General features: G+C 69.1%; 12 protein-coding genes, 1 tRNA gene and 2 pseudogenes. 6 read left to right on the forward strand and 9 right to left on the reverse strand.

From position 1 onward, the window contains the following. Window positions 1-171: 171 nt before the first annotated feature. Window positions 172-7,746 (forward strand): type I polyketide synthase, encoded by a 7,575-nt coding sequence (locus test1122_RS05140; RefSeq protein ID WP_232267966.1) that lies wholly within the window; start codon window positions 172-174, stop codon window positions 7,744-7,746. A gap of 66 nt (window positions 7,747-7,812) precedes the next feature. On the opposite strand, the gene test1122_RS05145 is transcribed toward test1122_RS05140, so the two are convergent. Continuing rightward, the gene (locus test1122_RS05145) at window positions 7,813-9,036 is read right to left on the reverse strand and encodes a cytochrome P450 (protein WP_232267967.1); all 1,224 of its coding nucleotides are present in this window, start codon (window positions 9,034-9,036) and stop codon (window positions 7,813-7,815) included. A gap of 415 nt (window positions 9,037-9,451) precedes the next feature. On the opposite strand from test1122_RS05145, the gene test1122_RS05150 reads away from it, so the two are divergent. Further along, window positions 9,452-10,513 (forward strand): choice-of-anchor A family protein, encoded by a 1,062-nt coding sequence (locus test1122_RS05150; RefSeq protein WP_232267968.1) that lies wholly within the window; start codon window positions 9,452-9,454, stop codon window positions 10,511-10,513. Window positions 10,514-10,569: 56 nt separating this feature from the next. Here the strand turns inward: test1122_RS05150 and test1122_RS05155 are convergent. Continuing rightward, a tRNA-Val gene (locus test1122_RS05155) sits at window positions 10,570-10,641 on the reverse strand. A gap of 150 nt (window positions 10,642-10,791) precedes the next feature. On the opposite strand from test1122_RS05155, the gene test1122_RS05160 reads away from it, so the two are divergent. The 3 genes and pseudogenes from test1122_RS05160 to test1122_RS05170 all read left to right on the forward strand — a co-directional run. Further along, window positions 10,792-12,054, forward strand: coding sequence for a hypothetical protein (locus tag test1122_RS05160; RefSeq protein WP_232271769.1), 1,263 nt, complete (start codon window positions 10,792-10,794; stop codon window positions 12,052-12,054). Window positions 12,055-12,074: 20 nt separating this feature from the next. After that, a complete protein-coding gene (locus tag test1122_RS05165) occupies window positions 12,075-12,290 on the forward strand; it encodes an FmdB family zinc ribbon protein (protein WP_232267969.1) in 216 nt (71 codons plus the stop codon). Between the two features lie 70 nt (window positions 12,291-12,360). After that, window positions 12,361-12,882: pseudogene (locus tag test1122_RS05170) on the forward strand (DUF4383 domain-containing protein); the annotation flags it as partial. On the opposite strand, the gene test1122_RS05175 reads toward test1122_RS05170, so the two are convergent. The 3 genes from test1122_RS05175 to test1122_RS05185 are packed head-to-tail and all read right to left on the reverse strand — an operon-like array spanning window position 12,800 to window position 17,372. Then, window positions 12,800-13,738, reverse strand: coding sequence for an HAD family hydrolase (locus test1122_RS05175; protein ID WP_422396931.1), 939 nt, complete (start codon window positions 13,736-13,738; stop codon window positions 12,800-12,802). The pseudogene test1122_RS05170 and the gene test1122_RS05175 overlap by 83 nt on opposite strands. Continuing rightward, entirely contained in the window at window positions 13,735-16,152 is a 2,418-nt protein-coding gene (locus test1122_RS05180) for a phosphoribosyltransferase (protein ID WP_232267970.1), read from the reverse strand. Before test1122_RS05180 ends, test1122_RS05175 begins: the two co-directional genes overlap by 4 nt. Before the next feature lie 44 nt (window positions 16,153-16,196). Next, window positions 16,197-17,372 (reverse strand): HpcH/HpaI aldolase/citrate lyase family protein, encoded by a 1,176-nt coding sequence (locus test1122_RS05185; RefSeq protein ID WP_232267971.1) that lies wholly within the window; start codon window positions 17,370-17,372, stop codon window positions 16,197-16,199. 252 nt (window positions 17,373-17,624) lie between these two features. On the opposite strand from test1122_RS05185, the gene test1122_RS05190 reads away from it, so the two are divergent. Further along, a complete protein-coding gene (locus test1122_RS05190; RefSeq protein WP_232271771.1) occupies window positions 17,625-18,686 on the forward strand; it encodes a TerD family protein in 1,062 nt (353 codons plus the stop codon). Between the two features lies 1 nt (window position 18,687). Here test1122_RS05190 and test1122_RS05195 read toward each other — a convergent pair whose 3' ends face one another. The 4 genes and pseudogenes from test1122_RS05195 to test1122_RS05210 all read right to left on the reverse strand — a co-directional run bounded on the left by test1122_RS05195 (window position 18,688) and on the right by test1122_RS05210 (window position 21,852). Beyond that, window positions 18,688-19,440 carry a TerD family protein gene (locus test1122_RS05195; RefSeq protein ID WP_232271772.1) on the reverse strand — a complete coding sequence of 251 codons (753 nt, stop codon included), beginning with the start codon at window positions 19,438-19,440 and terminating at the stop codon, window positions 18,688-18,690. A 130-nt stretch (window positions 19,441-19,570) separates the two neighbouring features. Beyond that, window positions 19,571-20,722, reverse strand: a complete 1,152-nt coding sequence (locus tag test1122_RS05200; protein ID WP_232267972.1) for a DUF475 domain-containing protein — start codon at window positions 20,720-20,722, stop codon at window positions 19,571-19,573. Window positions 20,723-20,799: 77 nt separating this feature from the next. Beyond that, window positions 20,800-20,973: pseudogene (locus tag test1122_RS05205) on the reverse strand (TerD family protein); the annotation flags it as partial. Between the two features lie 300 nt (window positions 20,974-21,273). Next, window positions 21,274-21,852, reverse strand: a complete 579-nt coding sequence (locus tag test1122_RS05210) for a TerD family protein (RefSeq protein WP_232267973.1) — start codon at window positions 21,850-21,852, stop codon at window positions 21,274-21,276. Window positions 21,853-21,920 lie beyond the last annotated feature (68 nt).

The raw sequence follows: 21,920 nt of genomic DNA on the forward strand, positions 1-21,920 counted from the left end.
GACATATTTCCATCTTTTAGAGATTGAAATACCTCCACCCATTGATGCATCTGGCATCTCTGCTTATGTTTATGTTGATCAGAACCTATGGCCGCTGTCAGCGCCTTCCACCTGTCCGCATGTCCCCTTCCGTTCTCCTGCTGTCAGGAATAGATCTTGAAGGAGTGCTCTGTGGCGTTTTCACCTTCGGCTTCTCTCCCGGGCGCCCCGGCCCACGATGCCATTGCCATCGTGGGCGTTTCCTGCCGACTGCCTGCCGACATCGCCAGCCCCGACGAGTTCTGGACCGCGCTCCTCGAAGGGCGCGACCTGATCAGCGAAGCCCCTCCCGAGCGTTTCGACGCGAGCCGCTGGTTCGACCCCGACCCACGGCGTCCCGGAAAGGCCTACTCCACGGCCGGTGGGTTCCTGACGGGCATTCAAGGTTTTGACGCCGGGTACTTCAACATGTCCCCCCGAGAAGCCGGACGCCTGGATCCGCTGCAGCGCATGCTGCTCGAGATGGCGGTCGAAGCCGTCGACGACGCCGGTATCGCCACCACCGCACTCACCGGCTCCAGCACCGCGGTCTATGTCGGCTCTTCCAGCCAGTCCTTCGCGGCTCTGCAGGGACTCGACTCCCGGTCCGCCAACGCCTACACCATGTCAGGCGGAGCGGCTGCCAACATAGCCAACCGGGTATCACACTTCCTGGACCTGCGCGGCCCCAGCGTCACGGTGGACACGGCTTGCTCCTCCTCCCTGGTGGCCGTTCACCATGCCTGCGAAGCACTGCGCGGCGACCGCTGCACCATGGCGTTGGCGGCAGGCGCCCACGTTCTGCTCAGCCCTTTCGAGTACGTGGGTTTCTCCAAGGCCTCGATGCTGTCCCCCACCCACCGCTGCCGCACCTTCTCCGCCGATGCGGACGGCTATGTACGGGCCGAGGGAGGCGGTCTGGTCGTGCTCAAGCCGCTGTCGCGCGCGCTGGAAGACGGCGACCGAGTGCGGGCCGTCATCCTGGGCAGCGGTGTCAACACCGATGGGCGTACTCCTGGGCTGGCACAGCCCAGCGCCGACGCTCAGGCGGCCCTGCTGCGCGAGGTGTACGCGGCCGCGGGCGTGTCCCCCGACGAGGTCGCGTATGTGGAGATGCACGGCACCGGTACGCCCGTAGGGGACCCGGTGGAGTGCCAGGCGGTGGGCGAGGCGCTGGCCCAGAAGCGCGCGCCGGGCCGTGCGCTTCCGGTCGGGTCGGCCAAGAGTCACCTTGGCCACATGGAGCCCGCGTCCGGCATGGCCGGCCTGCTCAAGGCCATGCTCGTCCTCCGGCACGGACAGGTGCCCGCGAACCTGCATGCGCGCCCGCTCAACCCGGAGATCGACTTTGAGGGGTGGCGGCTGGCACCGGCCGTCGAGACACGGCCGCTGGACATCCCGTCGGGAAGCCGGGCCGTGGCCGGGGTGAACTCTTTCGGATTCGGCGGCGCCAACGCCCACGTCATCCTCGCGCGCGGCCCGGAACCCGTGCCTGCCCGCACCCCCGGAGCCAACGAGAACCGGCTACCCGTGCTGGTATCAGCCCGCACTCGCACCGCCGCCCTGGCCGCGGCCCGTCGTATGGCCGACCGCCTCCGGCAATGCGCCCCCGAAGAGTTCTACGACCTGGCCTGCACCGCTTTTCTGCGGCGCGGCCGGCATGAACAGCGGGCCGTGGTGCTGGCCGCCGATCCGACAGAGGCGGCAACCCATCTGTACCGGCTGGCCGAAGGGGAGCAGGAGGTGGCGGGCGCCCTGGCACCCGCGGCGAGGCAATCCGGTGTCGCGCTGGCCTTCTCCGGCAACGGCTCGCAGTGGGCGGGCATGGGCGCGGACCTGCTCAACACCGAGCCCTCGTTCCTCGCGGGCGTGGCGGACGCGGACGAAGCCCTGCGCCCGTTGCTGGATTGGTCGGTGCTGGCGGAGCTGACCGCCCCCGCCGACCGTCGGCGAGCAGACACCACCGATGTCGCCCAGCCCCTGCTCTTCGCCGTGCAGGTGGGCCTCGTATCCGTACTGCGTACCCATGGCATCCGGCCCACCTGGGTGGTCGGGCACAGCGCGGGCGAGATGGCCGCAGCCTGGACGGCCGGCGTACTCAGCCTGGACGCTGCGGCCCGGGTGGTCGTCGAGCGCTCGCGGGCGCAGGCTTCGACCGCGGGGAACTGGGGCATGGCGGCCGTCGGCGCGGACCCCGAGCGCATCCGGCACTATCTGTCCCCCTATACCGGCCGCTTGGAGATCGCCGGGATCAACAGCGGGCAGGACATAACCGTCAGCGGTGACAAGACCGCCCTGGCCGAGCTGGGGCGGACACTTCAGGGCCAGGGTGTCTTCTTCCGCGACCTCGGGCTGGACTACGCCTTCCACAGCCACGCCATGGATCCGTTGCGGGACGGGTTGCTGACCGCGCTCGACGGCCTCAAGGCCCGGCGTGGCGACGTCCATTACGCCTCCGCCACGACGGGCGCCCTGCTGGACTACGGCGCCATGGACCCCTCGTACTGGTGGCGCAACCTTCGCCAGCCCGTACTGTTCGCCTCCGCGATCGAGCGATTGCTGGAGCTCGGCTGCGAGACGTTCGTCGAGGTCGGCCCGCACCCGGTGCTGGGCGGCTACCTGCGCCGCCTGGCAGGCTCCCGTCAGTCGCCCTCGTCGGCCACAGTGCTGCCCACGCTGCGCCGTGACACCGACGGTCCGGCGGCTGTGCGCTCAGCCGTCGCTCACCTGCTGGCCGCAGGGCACGGCGGCGGCGAGAGCGTGTTCTTCCCGCGCCCGGGGCGGGTGGTGGACCTGCCCGCCTATCCCTGGGAACGTGAGCGCCACTGGAACGGCGACCCCTCTCTCTGGGTAGGGGGCTGCGGAGACGGGACCATCGACCACCCTCTGCTCGGGGAACGCGCCGCGGCCGCCGAACCGACCTGGCACGGTCCCTTCGACCCGGCACGACTGCCCTGGCTGGCCGACCACAAGATCGGCGAGGCAGTCGTCATGCCGGCGACAGGGCTGGTGGAAATGGCCCTGGCCGCCGGCCGGCGCGTGCACAAGGAATCCGTGGAGATCACGGACCTGACCATCCCGCGAGCCCTGGTGCTGCCCTTCGGGGATGAACCAGAACTCCAGCTCCAGACGACCCTGTCGACCGACGACGGCATCGTGCAGATCGCCGCCCGCGCCCAGGGTTCGGAAACGTGGCAGCAGCACGCCCGCGCCCGTGTCCGGCGGCTCTATGCGCCCCCTCCCGGACTCATGGACCTCGATGAGATCGCCGCCGACCTGCCCGGGCGCAAGGCCGTGGAGGAGCACTACACCGCTGCCGCACGCGGGGGCCTGCACTACGGCCCCGCCTTCCAGGTGCTCAGCGAGCACCTGCTGTCCGGGGTTGATCAGGTCCTGGCGCGCTACAGCGGTGTGACGGACCTGTCCGGCTACGAGGCGCATCCCACGCTCCTCGACGGCGCCCTGCAGGCCGGCTTGCCACTCATCGAGAAGGGCATCGCCGACCAGGCAGGTTTCCTGCCGGTGGCCATCGACCGGGTCCGCGCCTGGCGCCGCATGCCCTCCACCGGGCACATCCATGTCCGCTCCCGGGCGATATCCGAGCGCGAGGCACTGTGGGATGTGACGGTGCTCGCTGCCAACGGTCTGATCTGCCTCACCCTCGAAGGGTGCCGGCTGCGCCGGTTCGACGAGGCGGCCCGCACGCCAGGACCGCACTACTCCACCGTTATGCGGGCGGCGCCGCGTGAGGGACAGGACTTCGCAGCGGCTGACACGGTTGTCGACCCACGTGAAATCGCCCGGCTCTGCCGCGACGAGGTACGCGGCACGCAGGCCACCTGGCAGCGCTGTGGCGGCGCGGCCGCCTTCGTGATCGCACGGGAGCTGGCAGCGCACTTCGGCACGGCGGCGGTGGGCACCCTGCTGGCGGATGCCGACGCCGAGGGCGGCCCGTTCACCATCGCGGACCTCATCGCTGCCGGGGCACTCCCCCAGTATGCGAAGCTGCTCGGCCTGCTGCTGGAGACGGCACACGCCCATGGTCTGGTCGAGCCGGTGATGACCGCAGGGGACGACAATCCCGCAGGCGGCGACCGCCGTTGGCGTATGCTGCGGCCGGCACAGCCCCAGGAGCGGTTCCGCGCGCTCACAGACGAGCACCCGGAGCAGGCGGTGGGACTGTCGCTCCTCGGCCGCTTCGGCACACAGCTCGTGGCCGTGCTGCGGGGCGATCGCGATCCCATGGAAGAAATCTTCTCGGAAGCCAACCGCTACCTCCTGGAAGAGTTCTACACCGACACGGGCATGACGTACTGCGCCAACCGGGGCGCACGCGCGGTCGTGGAGACCATGGTCAGGCAGTGGCCCGCCGACCGGCCCCTGCGCGTCCTCGAGGTCGGCGCGGGCACCGGGGGAACCACCGCCTTCCTGCTGCCGGTACTGCCACCGGAACGGACCCGCTATACATACACCGATGTCTCCGCCACCTTCTTCCCCCGCGCCCAGAACCGCTTCGCGGTGTACGACTTCGTCGACTACCGGGTCCTCGACCTGGACCAGGACCCGGTAGGCCAGGGGTTCGCCGAAGGCAGCTTCGATCTCGTGGTGGCCAGCGACGCACTGCACGCCAGCCGTCACCTGCGCCCGGCGCTCGACCACGTCAGTACGCTGCTGGCCGACAATGGCACCCTCCTCGTCGTGGAGGCGCACGACCCGGCCAGCCTGGCCCTGCTGTTCGGGCTCCTGCCCAGTTTCTGGGATCAGCAGGACACGGACCTGCGCCCCTCGGGGCCGCTGCTGTCTCTCGCGGCATGGCGGGAACTGCTCAGTGAAGCCGGCTACCGACAGATCACCGCCCTGGAGTGCAACGATGCCCCGCAGGACAGCGAACAGCCCCGCATCGAGGACTTTTCGGTCCTCGTGGCCCGGCGGTCGTGCCGACCAGTGCCCGCAGCCGCACTCACGCCTTCCGAACACGCCCCTGCCCCCGGCCGGAGCAGGGCCTGGATCGTGGTGTCCGAGCCCGCACACGACCGGCTGGCGGCCGCCCTGGCCGAACGCCTCAGCACATCCAGCGGCCTCACCGTTCGGCGCAGTCCGCTCCTCCGCGACACCGACCGCTGGTCCGCGCTCCTGACAGAGCGGCCCGAACCCGCCGGTGTGGTGGTGCTGCTGGGCGAGGACACCGCACACGAAACGGAGGAATCCGACGCGGGCGGATATCTGGACCTGGACCGTGCCGTGGAGCACGCAGCGGTCTTGAGGTCCCTGGCTGTCGCCGCCGACCGCCTCGCCGAGAACACCGAGACGGGCCTCTGGCTCGTCACGCCTCCCTCGGGCGCGCTGCCCGAGCCCGAACAGCCCCTGAACCCCACAGCATCGTCCGCCTGGGGCGTGGCGCGTTGCCTCGGCAACGAGTACCCCGGCCTCCTCGTCCACCGTGTCTCTCTGGAGAACTGTGGTCGGCCCGAGGCCGCCGCCGCCAGGCTGGCAGCGGAACTCACCGAGCCCACAGCCGAGGACGAGATTCTGCTCACCCGGTCGGGGCGCTTCGTACCCCGGGTCCGCCAAAGGGCGGACCTCTGCCGGAGCGTGGTGGCCACGGCCTCGTCCTCCTTCGCCCTGCGACTGCGCGAGCCCGGCCGCTCCTACCGGCTGGTCTGGTCGCCCGCCGCGACTGCGCAACCGGGGCCCGACGAGATCGTCGTCTCGGTCCGGGCCGCCGCGCTGAACTACCGTGACGTGCTGCAAGCTCTCGGCGCCGTCCCACTCGACGACCGGCAAGGCGATTCCGCGGGCGCCGACTACAGCACTGGAATGGAATGCGCGGGCACGGTCGTCTCGGTCGGCTCCAGCGTTACGGCCTTCTCCCCCGGCGACAGAGTTTTCGCCTTCGGTTCCGGCACTCTGGGCTCCCATGTCACCGTGCCCGCCACCATGGCGGGCAGCATCCCCGACCACATGAGCTTCGCCCAGGCCTCAACCCTCCCGGTGGTCTTCCTCACCGTCCACCACAGCCTGCACCATCTGGCGAGGCTGTCCCCAGGCGAGACCGTGCTGGTGCACGGCGCCGCCGGCGGGGTAGGGCTAGCCGCGCTGCAGTACGCACAGCGAGCGGGTGCCCACGTCATCGCCACGGCCGGCACCCCCACCAAGCGCGACCTGTTGCGTCTGCTCGGCATCCACCATGTGCTGGACTCCCGGACTCTGGGCTTCGCGGAACGCGTCAAAGCCCTCACCGGCGGTCAGGGGGTGGACGTCATCCTCAACTCACTGGCCGGAGAGGCCATCACGCGTGGCCTGGAAGCGCTTCGCACCGGCGGACGCTTCATCGAGCTGGGCAAGCGCGACCTGTACGGGAACAGCAGGCTGCTGCTGCGGCCCTTCCTCCACAACATCACCTTCAGCGCCGCCGACCTCGCCGGGCTCGCCCAGGCCCGGCCCGGTGTGATGGCGGCCCAGTTCGAGGAGGTCGTCCAAGGCGTGCACGAGGGCATCTACCGCCCGATCCTCCATCACGTCTATCCCGCCGACCGGGTCACTGAGGCATTCGAGGCACTCCAGCACTCGCGGCATATCGGCAAGGTGGTCATCTCCATGGAGAGGCCGCCCATGCTGCAAGTGGCGCCCCGGCAGTTTGAGGTGGGCCGCCAGGGCACATACCTGGTCACCGGCGGGCTCAGCGGGCTCGGCGCCGCCACCGCCCGCTGGCTTGCCGAACGTGGCGCACGCCGTCTGGCCCTCGTGGGCCGTCGCGGCGCCGACACCCCGGAAGCCCCGGCTCTTCTTGAGCAGCTGCGCACCCTGGGGGTCGCCGTCACCACCCACGCAGCCGACACCGCTGATATGGAGGCAATGAGAAGCGTGCTGGCCGAGGCGGATACCCCCGAAAACCCGCTGCGCGGAGTGGTTCACGCGGCCATGGTCCTCGACGACGCCCCGCTGGCCGAGCTGACCGATGACCGCGTACGGCGGGTGCTGGCCGCCAAGGCTCAGGGCGCGGACGTCCTCCACCGCCTGACCCGAAACCGTGAACTTGACCTTTTCGTCCTGTACTCCTCCGCCGCCGCGATGCTGGGCAGTAAGCAGCAGAGCAACTACGTCGGCGCCAACCTGTTCCTTGAATCCCTTGCACGCGCTCGCCAACGCTCCGTCAGGCCCGCTCTCGCGGTCGCCTGGGGGGCCATGGACGAGGTGGGCTATGTCGCGCGTCATGAACTCAGCAACTTCTTGCGCAAGATGGGCCTCGATGTTGTATCTCCTCGTGAGGCCCTCGATGCCCTGGGAAGCCTCGTAACCCGCGGTGAAGAGGTCGCCATGGTGGCGCGGATCGACTGGGGCCAAGCACAGCACAGCGTGAGCGGGATCAACGCTCCTCGCTTTACGGCCTTCCGTTCGAGTGCGGGTCATGGTGGCGGGAAGGACGACCAACTGATCCAGAAGTTGGCGACGGTATCGGCGGACCAGGCTCTCGCCTTGGTCACCGAGGCCCTCACCGATATTCTCAGCCGGATCCTGCAGACCACGGCTGACCACATCCCATCCGACAAACCCCTGGACCAGCTCGGCCTCGACTCCCTCATGGGCGCCGAGTTGGTGGCCGCGATCCGCCAGCGGCTGGGCTGCGACCTCCCCACTGTGGAGCTCCTCAACAGCGCCACCGTCAGCGATCTCGCCCAGCGCTGTATGCGACGGATCGGCCGGGTGGAGGCCGACCCGTCCACCTGAGCAAACCCGCCCGGGGGACCTGTGGCCCGTGCCGTACGGATAACCGCGCGGCCCAGGCCACAGGCATCAGGACCAACTGCCCTCCTGATCCGGCTGAACCGTCAGGGCTACTGGCAACCTCTCGACACCACGCCTCATGAGCGTCGGCCGGTAGGACACCGGCTCACCAGTGAGAACCGGGTGACACTGCGCCAAAGCGGTCAGCATGGCTTGTCCCTGTACTCGCACGAGCCGGGCGCCAAGACAGAAGTGCTCGCCCCAGCCGAGGGAGACATGGCGAGGAGAGCGAGTGACGTCGAGCCGGTGAGGGTCGGCAAAGACTTCCGGGTCCCGATTGGCGGCTCCGGTCAGGATCCACACCACCCTGCCCGCGGCGACGTCCAGACCGTTGATGTCCCCATCACTCAACGCCAGCCGGGAGATCACTTGGAATGGCGGGTCATAGCGCATCACTTCCTCCACCGCCGCCGACGCCTCCTTGGGATGCTCACGGAGATAGGCGAGCTGCTGCGGGTGGCGCAGGAGGGCGTACATGCCGTTCGCCATCAGGTCGACCGTGGGCTCATAGCCGGCTACGACCAACTGGCCGATCGCCGTGATGATCTGGCTGTCGGTGAGCGTTGACCGTTCCGGCCCGGGGGCCGCCAGCACACTGACGAGATCGTCACCGGGTGCTTGTCGGCGCTCTTGGATCAAACCTTTGAGGTAACGAGCAAACTCCAGGCGGGCCCAAGCGACGTGTTCGCTCGTCTTCCGGTCCCGCAACGCCTCCGGGTCGAAACCGGCCGTCAGCCACGACAAGGCCCCGTGCCACTGCGGCCGGGCGTCGAGCGGTACCCCCACCAGAGCGCAGATAAGATCGAGAGATAGGGGAACGCCGAGATCGGCGACCACATCCACCTCTCCCTTGCCGGCCGCCTGCTGAATGAGCGCGTGGGTCTTGTGCCCGATCGTCGGCCGCAGCCGTTCCACCGCGCGCACCGTGAAGGGTGCGGAGACCCAAGCCCGCAGCCTGCGGTGCTCGGGGGGATCGACCAGGAGGAACGACTGCGATTCCATCGAGCCTGACCCGAACCCGAAGCGCGGATCGCTGAGCACCGCCATGCTCTCCCTGTAGCCGGTGACCACCAGCAGGCCTTCGGAGAGCCGGGCCACCGGGCCGTCGGCGCGCAGTCGCTCGTAGAAGGGGTAGGGGTCGGCGCGGAACGTCTCGCTGCGGACATCGAATGGGAGGTGATCCCAGAAATCCGATGCCACCGAGATGTCCATGGCTTTCGGCTCACTGCTCATGCTACGTCCTTCCCAACGTCAGGGCAGCACACGTCATGTCAGGGCGAAGACCGACGCCCACCGGGGTACGAGCGGTGTACCGGTGCCGTCGTACAACATTCCCCGCCGAAGTCAGGAAAAGTCAGGCGCGTTAAGGCTTTCCGCGCGCCCGGCGTTCCAGCTCCTTGGACGACCGGCTTGGTGCAGTCAAAACAATGCCGAAGACTCCTGAGCTGTCTCTCTATGGTGATGCGTGCCGATCACGTTCTTCGACCCCATCGGCGGGTGCCGGACCTGTGATCCCTGCGACTCAATTCCGGCCACCGAGTCCTCGGCGGGGGTGCGGGCGGGCCGTGGGATGGCCATGCGAATCATGGTGCACGTTGGCGACAACCAGCCTTGACCCGTCGGTCACCGGCTAGCGATCATGCGTCATATGCGCCTATCCGCTTCCGTCGCCGCCGTGCTGGTGGGCGGATCCCTGGCACTGGCCCTGCCAGGCACGGCTAGCGCCAGCGCTAGCAGCTCCTGCCGCGATCACCTGGGCATCGCCAGGTCATACAACGAGTTCATCGAGGGCGACGCGGTCCATACGTCCGACAGCGAGGGTGCCATCGCCATTGGCGGGGACGCCGACTTCACCGAGGGCTTCAGTCTCGGCCGCCAGCTCTCCACCACCGAGAAGCTGCCGGGCGGGGCCACGCTGGTCGTGGGCGGCACCCTGCGCAATGGCGCCGTGGGCAGCGACGCCTTCACCGTGCTGGAGCGGGGTACAGCCGTTTACGGCGCGTTGGAGGGCAGACCCGCCGTACTCAAGTCCGGCAGCAGGGCGATGGAGAGCTCCACGCTGTTCGACTTCGCGGCCGAGTTCGGTAAGCTGCGCAAGCTCTCCGCCACGCTGGGCGCCCGTCCCGCCCAAGGCAGCGTCACCCGTACCATCTCCGGCGGTGACTCCGAACTGACCCTGACGGGCGAGGACTCCACGCTGAATGTCTTCCCGGTCAGCGCCATCCAGCTCGCCAGCGCACAGCGCATCGTCTTTGAGTTTCCTAAGGGCGCCACCGCGCTGGTCAATGTCTCCGGCAGCACCTACGACATGAGCGACGGTGGCACCCATGACATCAGCGGCCCGCCGGGCCTCCCGTCGAAGCTCCTGTGGAACTTCCTGGACGCCACCGCGATCGTGAAGCAGCCCGGCACCTCCTGGCCCGGTACGGTGTTGGCCCCCCACGCCACCGTCGACCTCGGCACGAGCGGACCGCTGAAGGGCACCGTCATCGCCAAGTCCCTGACAGCGGCGGGCGCTGAGACCCACCATGTGCCCTTCACCGGCTGCCTCAGCGCCCAGCGGTCAGCCGCCGCCGAGTCCTCCCCCACGGGCGACCTCGCCGACACCGGCGTCAACCACCTCCGGGCGCTGCTGTCCGGTGCTCTTGGGGCCCTCACGGCAGGTGCGGGCCTCAGCTACGCCGCGTACAGCCGCAGAAAACGGAGCTAAGCAGAAAACGGAGCTAAGCGGCGCGGTCCCGCACGGGACCGCGCCGCTTGGATATGTGGGCGCAGTAGGGTTCGAACCTACGACATCCGCCTTGTAAGGGCGGCGCTCTACCGCTGAGCTATGCGCCCGTGCACAACGAGGGTAAAGGATACCCGGCACCGGGAGTGCCCTGGCCCCGGGCCCGGGGCATGACTGGCTCGTGTGTTCCCTCCGCCAGGATGGGAGAATGAGATCCGATCCACTGGCGGCGGCACACTGGAGAGGATTGCGTGGCAGCGATGAGCGGGGGCGGCACTCGGCGGTGGGGCTGGGGCAGTGGGCGCGCGGAGAATCTGCGGGCCGATGCGCAAGCCGCCAAGGACGCCGCCGCGGCAGCCTTCTATGAGCTGGACACCGCCCAGCGGGATCTGCGGATCTCGATTGAGACGATCACCGCCGTCGATGATTCGCCGCCCGCCCGGAAGACCGCCGACGACTTCGCGGAGTTCGGGCGCCGTATCGACGAGGTGAGCCATGCGTACATCAGCGCCGTCGACTCCCATGATCTCGACCGGGACGGGCTCGACGCCACCGCCGCGTCCCGGGCCCTGCACGATCTGAGCCGGGTCAAGGGGCAGCTTGAGCAGACCAGGGTTGATCTGGAGCGGTTCGCGCACAGCATCGGCGGGCTGCTGGAGCACGCCGAGACCCAGCTCGCCCAGGTGGCCCCCGCCGTGGAGCGGGGTCGGCAGTCGCTGCTCGCCGCGACACAGGCGCTCGACGCGGTACGGGCCGCCGGTCTCGCGGCTGACGGTCTCGCGGCCCGGCTGGCCGCGCTCGGGCCGGAGCTGACCAAGCTCAACCAGGGTGCCGGGCAGCACGGGGTGCGGGAGACGATCCGGCGGGCTGAGGATGTGCAGCGGCAGGCCGAGGCGATCCGGGAGGAGGCGCGGCGGCTGCCGGAGAAGGCAGCCGAGCTGGATCGCCGGCTGGCCTCACTGCGGACCCGGGCGCAGGCGCTGGCCAACCGGGCGGGCTCGGTCGAGCCGGTGCTGAGCGAGCTGCGGCGGCGGTTCAGCGCCGCGTGCTGGCAGGATCTGCAGCAGGTGCCCCAGGAGGCGCAGCGGGCCGCTGGTGAGGCCGAGCAGAAGGTGCGGGAGGCCCAGCGGGCCCGTCATGAGCAGCGCTGGGAGGACGCCACCGCGCTGCTGGCCTCGGTGCGGGCGCTGCTGAACACCGGGGATGGCGCGGTCGCGGCGGCCGGTGAGCGGTTGCAGCGGCTCAATGAGGTCTCGTTCAACCATGAGAAGGAGACCGAGCGGGCGCGGTTCGCGATCCGCGACGCACAGCGGCTGGCGATGGCTGGGCGGAGCACGCCCGATCCCCGGCATGCCGGGCCGCTGGACGACTCCGTGGCGCGGCTGGACCGGGCGCTGGCCCAGCTGGAGTCAGGAGGGCGGCACCCGGACTACTGGCGGTTTCTGACCGAGCTGGACGCGATCAAGGAAACCGTGGCCGGTGTGGTGCAGGACATCCGCGGCAACCGGGCCTCACAACGCTGACCTGCGGCTATTCTGCTGCCATGCCAAGATATGAGTATCGCTGCCGGGAGTGCGGGAGATCCTTCGAGGTAAACCGGCCGATGGCCCAGTCCGGTGCGCCCGCGGACTGCCCGGCCGGGCACCAGGACACCGTGAAGCTGCTGTCGGCGGTGGCGGTCGGCGGCAGTTCCCCGTCTCCGCAACAGCCACCGCCGCAGGGCGGCGGTGGCTGTTGCGGAGGCGGCTGCTGCGCTTGAGCCAAGCCCTGGTTGGGCGGATCCTGGATGATGACACGCTTCCAGCTCCGTCCAGCTAAGGAGGATGGTCATGGCTTTCGGCTTCGGCCACGCCTTTGGCCATATCGACCTCGATGAGCATCTGCCCCTCGACCACAAGCTGAGCCAGGTGTACCGGTTCGGCGCTGGACTCACCGGCCTGGTGCTGATTGCCTTCGGCATCCTGGGTCTGATCGACCGGGTTGGCTTCTTTGACACCCAGGGCGAGGTCATCGCCGGACTGAGCACCAACGGTGCGCTGAGCGTACTGTCGATCGCCATCGGTCTGCTGCTGTTCTTCGGAGCGGTGAAGGGCGGAAACTTCGCCTCCACGCTCAATATCGTCCTCGGTGTGGCCTTCCTGCTCAGTGGCTTCGTCAATCTGGCGCTGCTGGAGACGGAGTACAACTTCCTCGCCTTCCGCATCCAGAACGTGCTGTTCAGCTTTGTTGTCGGGCTGATGCTGATGGTGTTCGGGATGTACGGGCGGGTCAGCGGCAAGCTTCCGCATGACAACCCGTACTGGCGCAAGCGGCATCCGGAGATGGTGGAACGTGAGGAGCGGCTGCGGGGCCTCGCCCAGCGACGTGTCGCAGAGCTGCGCGAAGGCCGCACTCCCCCGCCATGACCCCGCGCTCGGCCAGTGCGGTGACATGCGGGGCCGCCCAGCCGGAGTCGGCGAGTTCGCCGTGGCCGGGGCGCCAGCCGTGGTCGGCGGCGAGCAGCAGATCGGCGTCCAGGAGTGAGTCTCCGGCGGCGATGATGCCGGCTGCCCCGGTGCGGCGGGCGATCTCGGCGACGGCGGCGCTCTTGGTGAGCGGTCGCGGCACAGCGTAGATCTTGCGGCCTTGCAGGGAGACGGTCCAGCCGCGGGTCTCGGCCCAGTCGCCGAGCTCCTTGATCCAGGCGTCGGAGAGCCGGTCCCGGTCGACGACGAGGTAGGCGAAGAGGTCTTCGGCTGTCCGCTCCTTGAGCAGCCACTCTGGGCGCGCGGTGCGCCGCAGATGGTCACGGACCTCGGCGAGTGGGGCGCAGTCGGCGGCCAGCCGCCGCTGGACCGCCCGGTGCCAGTCCTGGTCGGTCCGGCCGTCGATGAGCAGATGACCGCCATTGGCGCAGATCGCGTAGCGGGGGGCGGGACCCGGCAGGTGGACGCGCTGGTACTGCTCGCGGGTGCGGGTGGTGGCGGGGACAAAGACGGTCCGGGCGGCGAGCTCGGCCAGCAGTCCGGCGGCGGTCTCGGTCATATACGACAGCGGCTTGGCGTCGTAGACCTCGACACACAGCAGGCGGGGGGCCTGGGCGTCCGGCATCCGCAGGTCCAGGGCCGCGGCGGAGTAGATGAGAGTGCGGTCGAGGTCGCTGGCGAACAGGGTGGTGGGCACGGTGGCAGGCACAGTGGCGGGGGCGGTGGCGGGGGCGGTGTTCACTTGACGGCCTTTCCGTCGGTGCCGGTGGCGCCCCTCGTATAGCGGGGATGGATCAGACCGACGGCGCTGTAGGGCAGCTCGTCGGTCTCCTCTACGGGGACGCCGCGCTGCTCGGCCAGCAGCCGGACGTGGTCGAGGTCGGCGCCGGCGCCACGGCGGACGAGAATGCGCCACGGAACGCGGCGGAGCAGCACCCGGGTGGTCTCGCCGACGCCGGGCTTGACGAGGTTGGCGTCGCCGATGCCGTACTCCTCGCTGATCCGCTCGACGGCTCGCCAGCCCACCCAGGTGGGCGTGCGGTCGGCGGCGAGCAGCTGCCGGGCGTCGGCGGCGGCCTCGGCGGCGACATCGGCGAACCGCGCGGTGACGGTGTCGAGGAAGTGCCCGGAGAGATCGGCGTCGGCGAGTTCGCGGTAGTACTTCGCGCCGTGGAAGTCACAGGGACCGACCAGGTCGGCGCGGAGGACCGTACGGGATATCAGCCCGGAGACGGTGGAGTTGAGACACGCGGAAGGGATGAGGAAGTCCTCCCGGGTGCCATACGTCGGTACACAGCCGCCCGGGTCGGCGAGGACGGCGAGGGTGGGGTCGAAGCCGGGGAAGGGGCGCAGGGCGTCGGCGAGTTCGCGGGTGATGGCGCCCTTGCCGGTCCAGCCGTCGACGAAGACGATCCCGGCCGGGTCGTGGTGGGCGGCGAGCCAGCGCAGGGCGGTGGTGTCGATGCCCCGGCCGCGGACTATGGAGATCGCGTAGTGCGGCAGTTCGAGGCCATGGGCGTGCTGCGCCCATCGGCGCATCAGTACCCCGACGGGGGTGCCCGCGCGGGCGAGTGATACGAGGACCGGGCGGCCGGAGCGGGGAGCGCGCTCGGCGAGGACCGTCTCGGTGACGGCACCGACGGCGCGGGCGATCCGGTGAGCGGAGGCGTCCAGGGCGGAGTGGAAGAGCCGCTGGTACTCGGCGCTGGGCTGGTACTCGACGGGGAGCGATTCGGCGTAGTGGGCGCCGCCGCTCTGGATGGCTTCCTCACGCTCCTCGGTGGGGGCCTCCAGGGAGACCTTGGAGAGGTCCTGGAGGAGCCAGCCGCACTCCTCGGCGGCGTAGGAGGAGAAGGCGGGGCCGCGCAGTGGGCTCGGGAGCGGAGTGCAGGAGGGGATGACCGCGAGGAGCACCCGGCTGGTGTGGGTGGCCAGATGGGCCAGCAGGCCGTCGGGAGCGTGGAGTTCGGGGGTGTCGGCGGTCGAGTCGGTGACGGCGACGATGGCGTCGAAGCCCTGCCCGGAGGTGCTGTAGACGTTGTAGGCGTAGCGTTCGCGTGAGCCGTCGTCGGTGGGTGCGTCGTGGGCCCGGAAGCGGAGCCGGGTGCGGATCGCGTAGCCCGGTTCGTCGACGGCCACCACGGGTGAGCGCGTGGTCGTGGAGAAGCGGACCTCGGCGCTCGTGGAGCCGCTGAGTGCGTCGGCGAGGCGCAGCGGTGCGTACATCAGCTCTTCGGTGCCGAGTACCAGCACCCGCTGGGCGCCTTCCGGGAGCGCGGCGGCGATACGGTCGGCCATGCCCGGCAGGGCCGCTTCCAGACGGGCGCGGTCCGCGGGGGCGAAGCCGTGGCGGCCACCGTCCGGGAGGCCGTGCGGCCAGCGCAGATCGACCCGTATCGGCCGATGGGCCGAGGCCGGTGCGGGCGGCTCGCTCTGGTGGGCCGCGGCGAGCCGCTGTCCGCGCTCCAGCACTCCTTCGGGCAGGGTTACGGCGCCTTCCGCAAGCGAGACCACATCCACCCGGGCGCCGAGCTCGGCGGCGAACTTCTCCATCCGGGCGCGGTCTTCGGGGCCGCGCATATCGACGAGCGCGACGATGACGTAGCGGTCGCGGGGGAAGCCGCGGTGCAGGCCGGTGATGGTGTTGCGGATGGTGCTTCCGGTGGAGAACTCATCGTCGACCAGTACGAGGGGGCCGGAGCCGCCGAGCAGTGCCGGGTCCTTGGGCAGCAGCAGATGTGAGGTGGCGTGTGAGTGCTCCTCCTCGAAGCCGCCCACGGGCTCGGTGCCCGGTACCGGACGCCGGGTGGAGTGCAGGTATGACGCGACCTCTATCCCATCGGCGACGGCGTGCCCGAGGCCGGTCGCGGTCTCCGCGTATCCGAGGACGACGGCCCGGGCGGCGGCCTCCTCCCCCAGCAGCTCGCGCACCCGCTGGCCGAGGCCGAGGCCGGTGCCGTAGACGATCTCGGGGCGCTGCGGGACATGCTTGCCCAGCACGTTTGACACCAGCAGATGGGCCCGCTTCGCGTTGTCGCGCACCGCGAGCCCCAGCAGTTCTTCACAGCCCTCGCCGGTCAGTTTTATGCCGAGCCGTCTGGCGGCCCACTCGCCGGTCCACACCACGCTGTTGTTCCCGTCGCTCACTGTGCTCATCGCTGTGTTGGCTGTGTTCGCTGTGTCTGCTGTACTCGCTGTGCTCACCGGGTGACCGCCGCCAGCAGATCGACGAAGTCCACGTTCTCCCGGGCGACTCCGAAGACCTCGGCCCGGAGCAGGGTGCGTTCAGCCCAGGCCCGGTGCGGCTTCACCTCGTTCATCTTGTTGGTGTAGGAGGAGCGGAGCACTCCCCCGCCGTGCCGTTCGGGCCGCACAATGTCCGTGGCGTCGCTGAACTCCTCATGGCTGACCACGGAGAGCGCGTGCACGGGTGCGACATGCGAGGGGTGGATACAGGTCTTGCCCTGCAGGCCGTTGACGCGGTCGAGTTCGATCTCGCGGAGCAGTCCGTCCATATCGTGCTCGATCAGATCGGTGCGCAGTTCCTCGGCTCCTCGCCCGGTGAAGGGGCTGCGGCGCAGCTGAGGCTTGAACATGCGTTCGTGGAGCCGGAAGTACTCCCAGACGGGCCCGGTGATGGTGAAGCCGGTGCCGTCGGAGCGGCCGAGCGTGTTGACCACATCGGCGATGACGGTGGCGATCAGTTTGACGTCGTAGGCGGTCATGTCCGGGGTCCTGCGCAGTCCGTAGGCGGCGCAGAAGTCGGTCACCCCGAGGCGCAGGGCCAGCACGCGGTCGCGGTACTTGTCGACGGTGCGAACGATTCCGGCCAGGGTTTCGGCGCGGGACTCCAGATACAGCAGCTCGGGCGATTCCAGGACCGGCATGGCGAACAGCCGCTGCCCGTACTGGGACTCGGCGCTGGTGAGCGCTTCGAGGAAGGCGATGCCCCGTTCCTCGGTGAACTTCGGCAGGACGAAACCGCACAGCAGCCGGGCGGCCGGGCCGAGACGGCGGACGAGGCCGGTGATCTGCTCGGGCTCACGGACCCGGATGAAGAGCAGCGGCAGCTCATCGACGGCGGTGGCGCCGGTGAGCTGCTCGAGTTCTGTGAACTGCCGGATGAGATTGTCCTCGGCGGTGGCCACATCGGCATCGGCGATGGAGTCCTCCAGGCAGAGCACCATGGAGACAACACCACGGCTGGCCTGCTTGATCACATCGGCGGCGAGCTGGGAGCGGGTGGCGGGGCTGTAGAGAGTGGCGCCGAGCGCTACCGAGAGGGTACGGGCCGGGGATGCGGTGGTGAACTCGGCGGGTTCCTGATGGAACAGCGTATGCCGGACGTCAGGCGTGAGATGCCTGAAATGGCGCATGGAACCCCCGTCTCGCTGATGGTGCACCGGGCCGCTGGTGCGTCACCCGACCGGTCATCGTACGTGCGAGGACCGGGCAAGAGTTCCCATGCCGCATGAAAATCACCTTACCGGCGCCCTTCCCGCCGGTAACCCCGCCGGTAACCCCCACCGGTATCGCCGCCGATAACCCGTCGGCATGCGGACACCGTTTCGGGACGCAGCGAGGTCTCGCGTTGTCGCGAGTGCCCGAGGGAGTGCAGGATGACAGGTATGACGCAGGCGATGGTGAAGGGCTCGAACATCCAGCTGCGGGCAGCGGCGGTGCGCGCCGTGCTGCGCTGGTCACCTGGGCCGGGCGTACCGGACGTCGATGCCTCGGCGCTGCTGCTGGGCGCCGATGGACGGGTGCGCTCGGATGAGGACTTCATCTTCTTCAATCAGCCCCGGCACCCATCCGGGCTGGTCCGGCATCTGCCCAAGACCCGGGAGCCGGAGGGGCTGGCCGAGACGGTTGAGACGGAGCTGGCGGCGCTGGAGCCGTCCGTGGACCGGGTGCTGCTCGCCGCCTCGGCGGACGGCGGCACATTCGCGCAGGTGGAGGGTGGACTGCGGCTGCTGCTGCGGGACGCCGGGAGCGGGGAGACCATCGCACGCTTCGACATTGAGCCGGAGACCGGTGACGAAACGGCGCTGATCTGCGGGGAGCTGTACCGGCGCGGGGACGGCTGGAAGTTCCGGGCGCTCGGGCAGGGCTATACGAGCGGGCTGGTCGGCCTGGCGACTGAGTTCGGGGTCTCGGTGGAGGAGGGCGGGACCGAGCACGCCCCGGAGCCGCAGGAGCCGTCGGAGCCGTCGCTGGGCACCATCCCGAAGCCGCCCCCCGAGCCGGATTTCCCGCTGCCGGACCCGGTGCCGCAGCCGCGCCCGGAGCCGCCCCCCGAGCCGGAGCCCACGCCGCACCCCGAGCCGGAGCCGAGGCCGCAGCCCGAGCCGGAGAAGCCCAGGCCCGAGCCGGAGCCGAAGCCCTCACCAGAGCCAGAACCGGGACCGGAGCCGCAGCCGGAGCCCATGCCGCACCCCGAGCCCGGCCCCGCCCCGGAGCCGCAGCCCTCGCCCTCGTCGGCGTATCCCACGGTGCCCGCGCTGCAGCCGGGCTACGGCTATCCGCAGCCACCGGCCAGCCCCCCGCCCCCGGTGCCCCCGCAGCCGCAGCCCGCGTACGGCTATCCCCAGCCGGTGCCGCAGCCGGTGCCGCAGCCCGCCTATGGCTATCCCCTGCCGGACCCGGCCTTCACGCTGCCGCCGCAGGGGCCGCAGTTCGTGGGCCGGTGAGTCATCGGGCGCTGGGCTTGTAGCCCCGCCCCCAGGTCATGCCCCAGCCGTAGAGCCGGTCGAGGTCGGACTGGAAGCCGTAGACGTACCGCACCTCGCGGCGGACGATCAGCTCGCCCTTGTCATGCTCGATCAGCATCACCGCGCAGGAACGCGCGTCCGGGGTTCGCTCGCTCAAGCCGACCTCCACATGGGGGCCGTTGCTGGGGACGAGCGTGACCACGGCATGCGTACGGTCGAAAGCCGGGGTGCCGTCGTAGATATAGACGAAGATCAGCAGTCGCTTGATCTTTTCGCTGTGGTCAAGATTGATGTAGATCGTCTCGCCGGATGCCGAGCCAAACCGGTCGTCGCCGCTGAGCTTGACGTACGGCGGCTCGTTCATGGCGCCGTAGAGGCCGCCAAGCGGCTGGACAACACCCTTGCTGCCGTCCTCCAACTCATACATGCACGCCAAGTCGAGGTCGACATCGACCATGCCCTGGGTGTGCCCGTGCACGGGCTCGGGCTTCAGCATCTGCAAGGGATGGCGGAGCGACGCCTTGCGGCGCGGCCGCTCGTCAAAGTCAGAGGTACGCATCCGCCAGGAGAGATTGACCCTCATGGTGCCGTTCTCGGCGCCCTGCTCGGTGAGCGAGAGCGACGGATGCCGCTTCGTCAGCTCGATGGCGTAGCTCGACGCACCCCCCACCGTGTCGAAGCGCGGCCCTCTGTTCCTGCCGCCGCTCCTCCAGTGCTCCCACAGGGAGACCATGTGCACCCCCACATCCCAGCGCCCTGACAACACAACTGCCGTGAGGCGGCCATCAATTGGGAGACTGACAGCCGCCCCGCACAGAGCGTTCCGCAAATGAGGCGCCGTAACACCCGGTTTAACCGGGCGTTCACACTCCGGAGGTCACCTGCGACTTCGCCGGGGAGTTCCCCTCGCCACCGCCCCCGTGGGACACGACGGCCCGGTTGTGGCGGACGGAAGACCAGAAGGAGAGTGCGATGAGGGAGACACCGATGAGGCCGGTGATCACCTCGTGGATCTCCCACTTGATGGTGATCAGCAGGATGGCGGCGAGCGCACCGATCGCGTAGTGCGCGCCATGCTCCAGGAAGACGTAGTCGTCCAGCGTGCCCTGGCGGACCAGGTAGACGGTGAGCGAACGTACGTACATCGCGCCGATACCGAGGCCGAGCGCCATCCAGAAGATCTGGTTGGTGATGGCGAAGGCGCCGATGACCCCGTCGAAGGAGAAGGAGGCGTCCAGCACCTCCAGATAGAGGAAGAGGAAGAAGGCGGCCTTGCCCGCCACACCCAGCGCGGTCGGCTGTTTCCCGGAGCGCTTGGCGGCCTCCTCGGCCTCGTGCTCGCGTTCCTCCTCCTCTTCGAGCTTGTCCTCGAAGTGGCCGGACAGCCCGCCGACAATGAGGTACGTGATCAGACCGGCGATACCGGAGAGCAGCACCGTCGAGGTCTTGTCCACATGCACACCGCCGTACTGGTGGGCGGTGGTGGCGAGGGTGGTGGCCGTGGTCAGCAGGATGATCAGTGCCACGCAGACAGAGAGCCCGTTGATGCTCCCCAGCTTGGACAGCGGACGCTCGATCCAGCCCAGCCACTTGTGCTCGCGCTCATCGAAGATGAAGTTGAGGAAGATCATCAGCAGGAACATCCCGCCGAAGGCCGCGATCGACGGATGAGCATTGGTGACCAGCTGCTCGTACCGGGTCGGGTCCTTCATCGCCAGCCGGACGGCCTCGATGGGACCCATCTCGGCGCTGACCGCCACGATCACGACAGGGAAGACCAGCCGCATACCGAAGACGGCGATCATGATGCCGATGGTGAGGAAGATCTTCTGCCAGAAGGCATTCATCTTCCGCAGGATGCCCGCGTTGACCACCGCGTTGTCGAAGGACAACGAGATCTCCAGGATGGAGAGGATCGCGACCACTGCGAAGCCAGTCCAGCCCCAGAAGTACGCGGCGAAGACCAGCCCGGCGGCGGTGACGCCGAAGGACCAGCCGAAGGTTCTCAGGACCACTGACTACCCAATCTCTCGCATGGAGACCCCCCGCGCGCCATGCGCGGCCGGCCCGGCGGAACGCGGACCGTTTCTCGCGTAACGTCGACGCCGAAGTCTAGAGCGATGCCGCGAAGCCCTGACGCGTAGCCCTGCCCTACCGCGCGGAACTTCCATTCGCCGTTGTAACGGTACAGCTCGCCGAAGATCATGGCGGTTTCGGTGGAGGCGTCCTCGGTCAGGTCATAGCGCGCCAGCTCCAGCCCGTCTGCGTACCGAAGGGGAGAGCCCCCAACCCCACCCCTCCCCGAAACTGGGGGCTGCCGCCCCCAGACCCCCACAGTGTTGCGGGCACTCGCAGCCCCGCGAGGGGCTGTGGGTGGGCACAACACCGGCCACCGGTCCGCACCGGCCAACCCCGGGGCCCGGGGCGAAGCCCCGGTTTCCGGGAAGGGGCGGGTCAGGGGAAAACCCCCGGCACCGCAGCCAGGCGAAGCCCCGCCACGCGGCGGAGCCGCACACCGGCACAGCGGTAAAGGGCGGGATACGGGAACACCCACCCCGTGGCGATCTCAGACGTTGACGCCGAAATCCTGCGCAATACCCCGCAGACCCGACGCATAGCCCTGCCCCACCGCACGGAACTTCCACTCCGCACCGTGCCGGTACAGCTCGCCGAACACCATCGCGGTCTCCGTGGACGCATCCTCAGTCAGGTCATAGCGCGCCAGCTCCGAACCATCGGCCTGGTTGACCACCCGGATGTAAGCGTTACGGACCTGGCCAAAGCTCTGCTGCCGGGTCTCGGCGTCGTAGATCGACACCGGGAAGACGACCTTCTGGATCTGCGGTGGCACGGTGGCGAGGTTCACCTTGATGACCTCATCGTCGGTGGTGCCGGTACCGCCGACCAGCTCGTCACCCTGGTGCTCAACAGAGCCGTCGGGGCTCTTGAGGTTGTTGAAGAAGACGAAGTCCTGGTCGCTGGCGACCTTGCCCTGCGCGTTGGTGAGCAGCGCGCTGGCGTCCAGGTCGAAGTCCGCACCGGTGGTGGAGCGGGCCTCCCAGCCCAGGCCCACCATGACGGCGGTCAGGTTCGGGGCTTCCTTCGTCAGTGAGACGTTGCCGCCCTTGCTGAGGCTGACTCCCACGAGTCCTCCCAATTCGGTTCGATCTTCGATCATTCGATAAGGAGCACTACGTGCCCCCGTACATTACG

The sequence above is a fragment of the Streptomyces gobiensis genome (genome assembly GCF_021216675.1).
Lineage (GTDB): Bacteria > Actinomycetota > Actinomycetes > Streptomycetales > Streptomycetaceae > Streptomyces > Streptomyces gobiensis.

Bases quoted from the DNA above. Each gene is read 5' to 3' on its own strand.
- test1122_RS05145 (WP_232267967.1), bottom strand. From the start codon at position 9,036: ATGAGCAGTGAGCCGAAAGCCATGGACATCTCGGTGGCATCGGATTTC.
- test1122_RS05150 (WP_232267968.1), top strand. From the start codon at position 9,452: ATGCGCCTATCCGCTTCCGTCGCCGCCGTGCTGGTGGGCGGATCCCTG.
- test1122_RS05160 (WP_232271769.1), top strand. From the start codon at position 10,792: ATGAGCGGGGGCGGCACTCGGCGGTGGGGCTGGGGCAGTGGGCGCGCG.
- test1122_RS05165 (WP_232267969.1), top strand. From the start codon at position 12,075: ATGCCAAGATATGAGTATCGCTGCCGGGAGTGCGGGAGATCCTTCGAG.
- test1122_RS05180 (WP_232267970.1), bottom strand. From the start codon at position 16,152: ATGAGCACAGTGAGCGACGGGAACAACAGCGTGGTGTGGACCGGCGAG.
- test1122_RS05185 (WP_232267971.1), bottom strand. From the start codon at position 17,372: ATGCGCCATTTCAGGCATCTCACGCCTGACGTCCGGCATACGCTGTTC.
- test1122_RS05190 (WP_232271771.1), top strand. From the start codon at position 17,625: ATGACGCAGGCGATGGTGAAGGGCTCGAACATCCAGCTGCGGGCAGCG.
- test1122_RS05195 (WP_232271772.1), bottom strand. From the start codon at position 19,440: ATGGTCTCCCTGTGGGAGCACTGGAGGAGCGGCGGCAGGAACAGAGGG.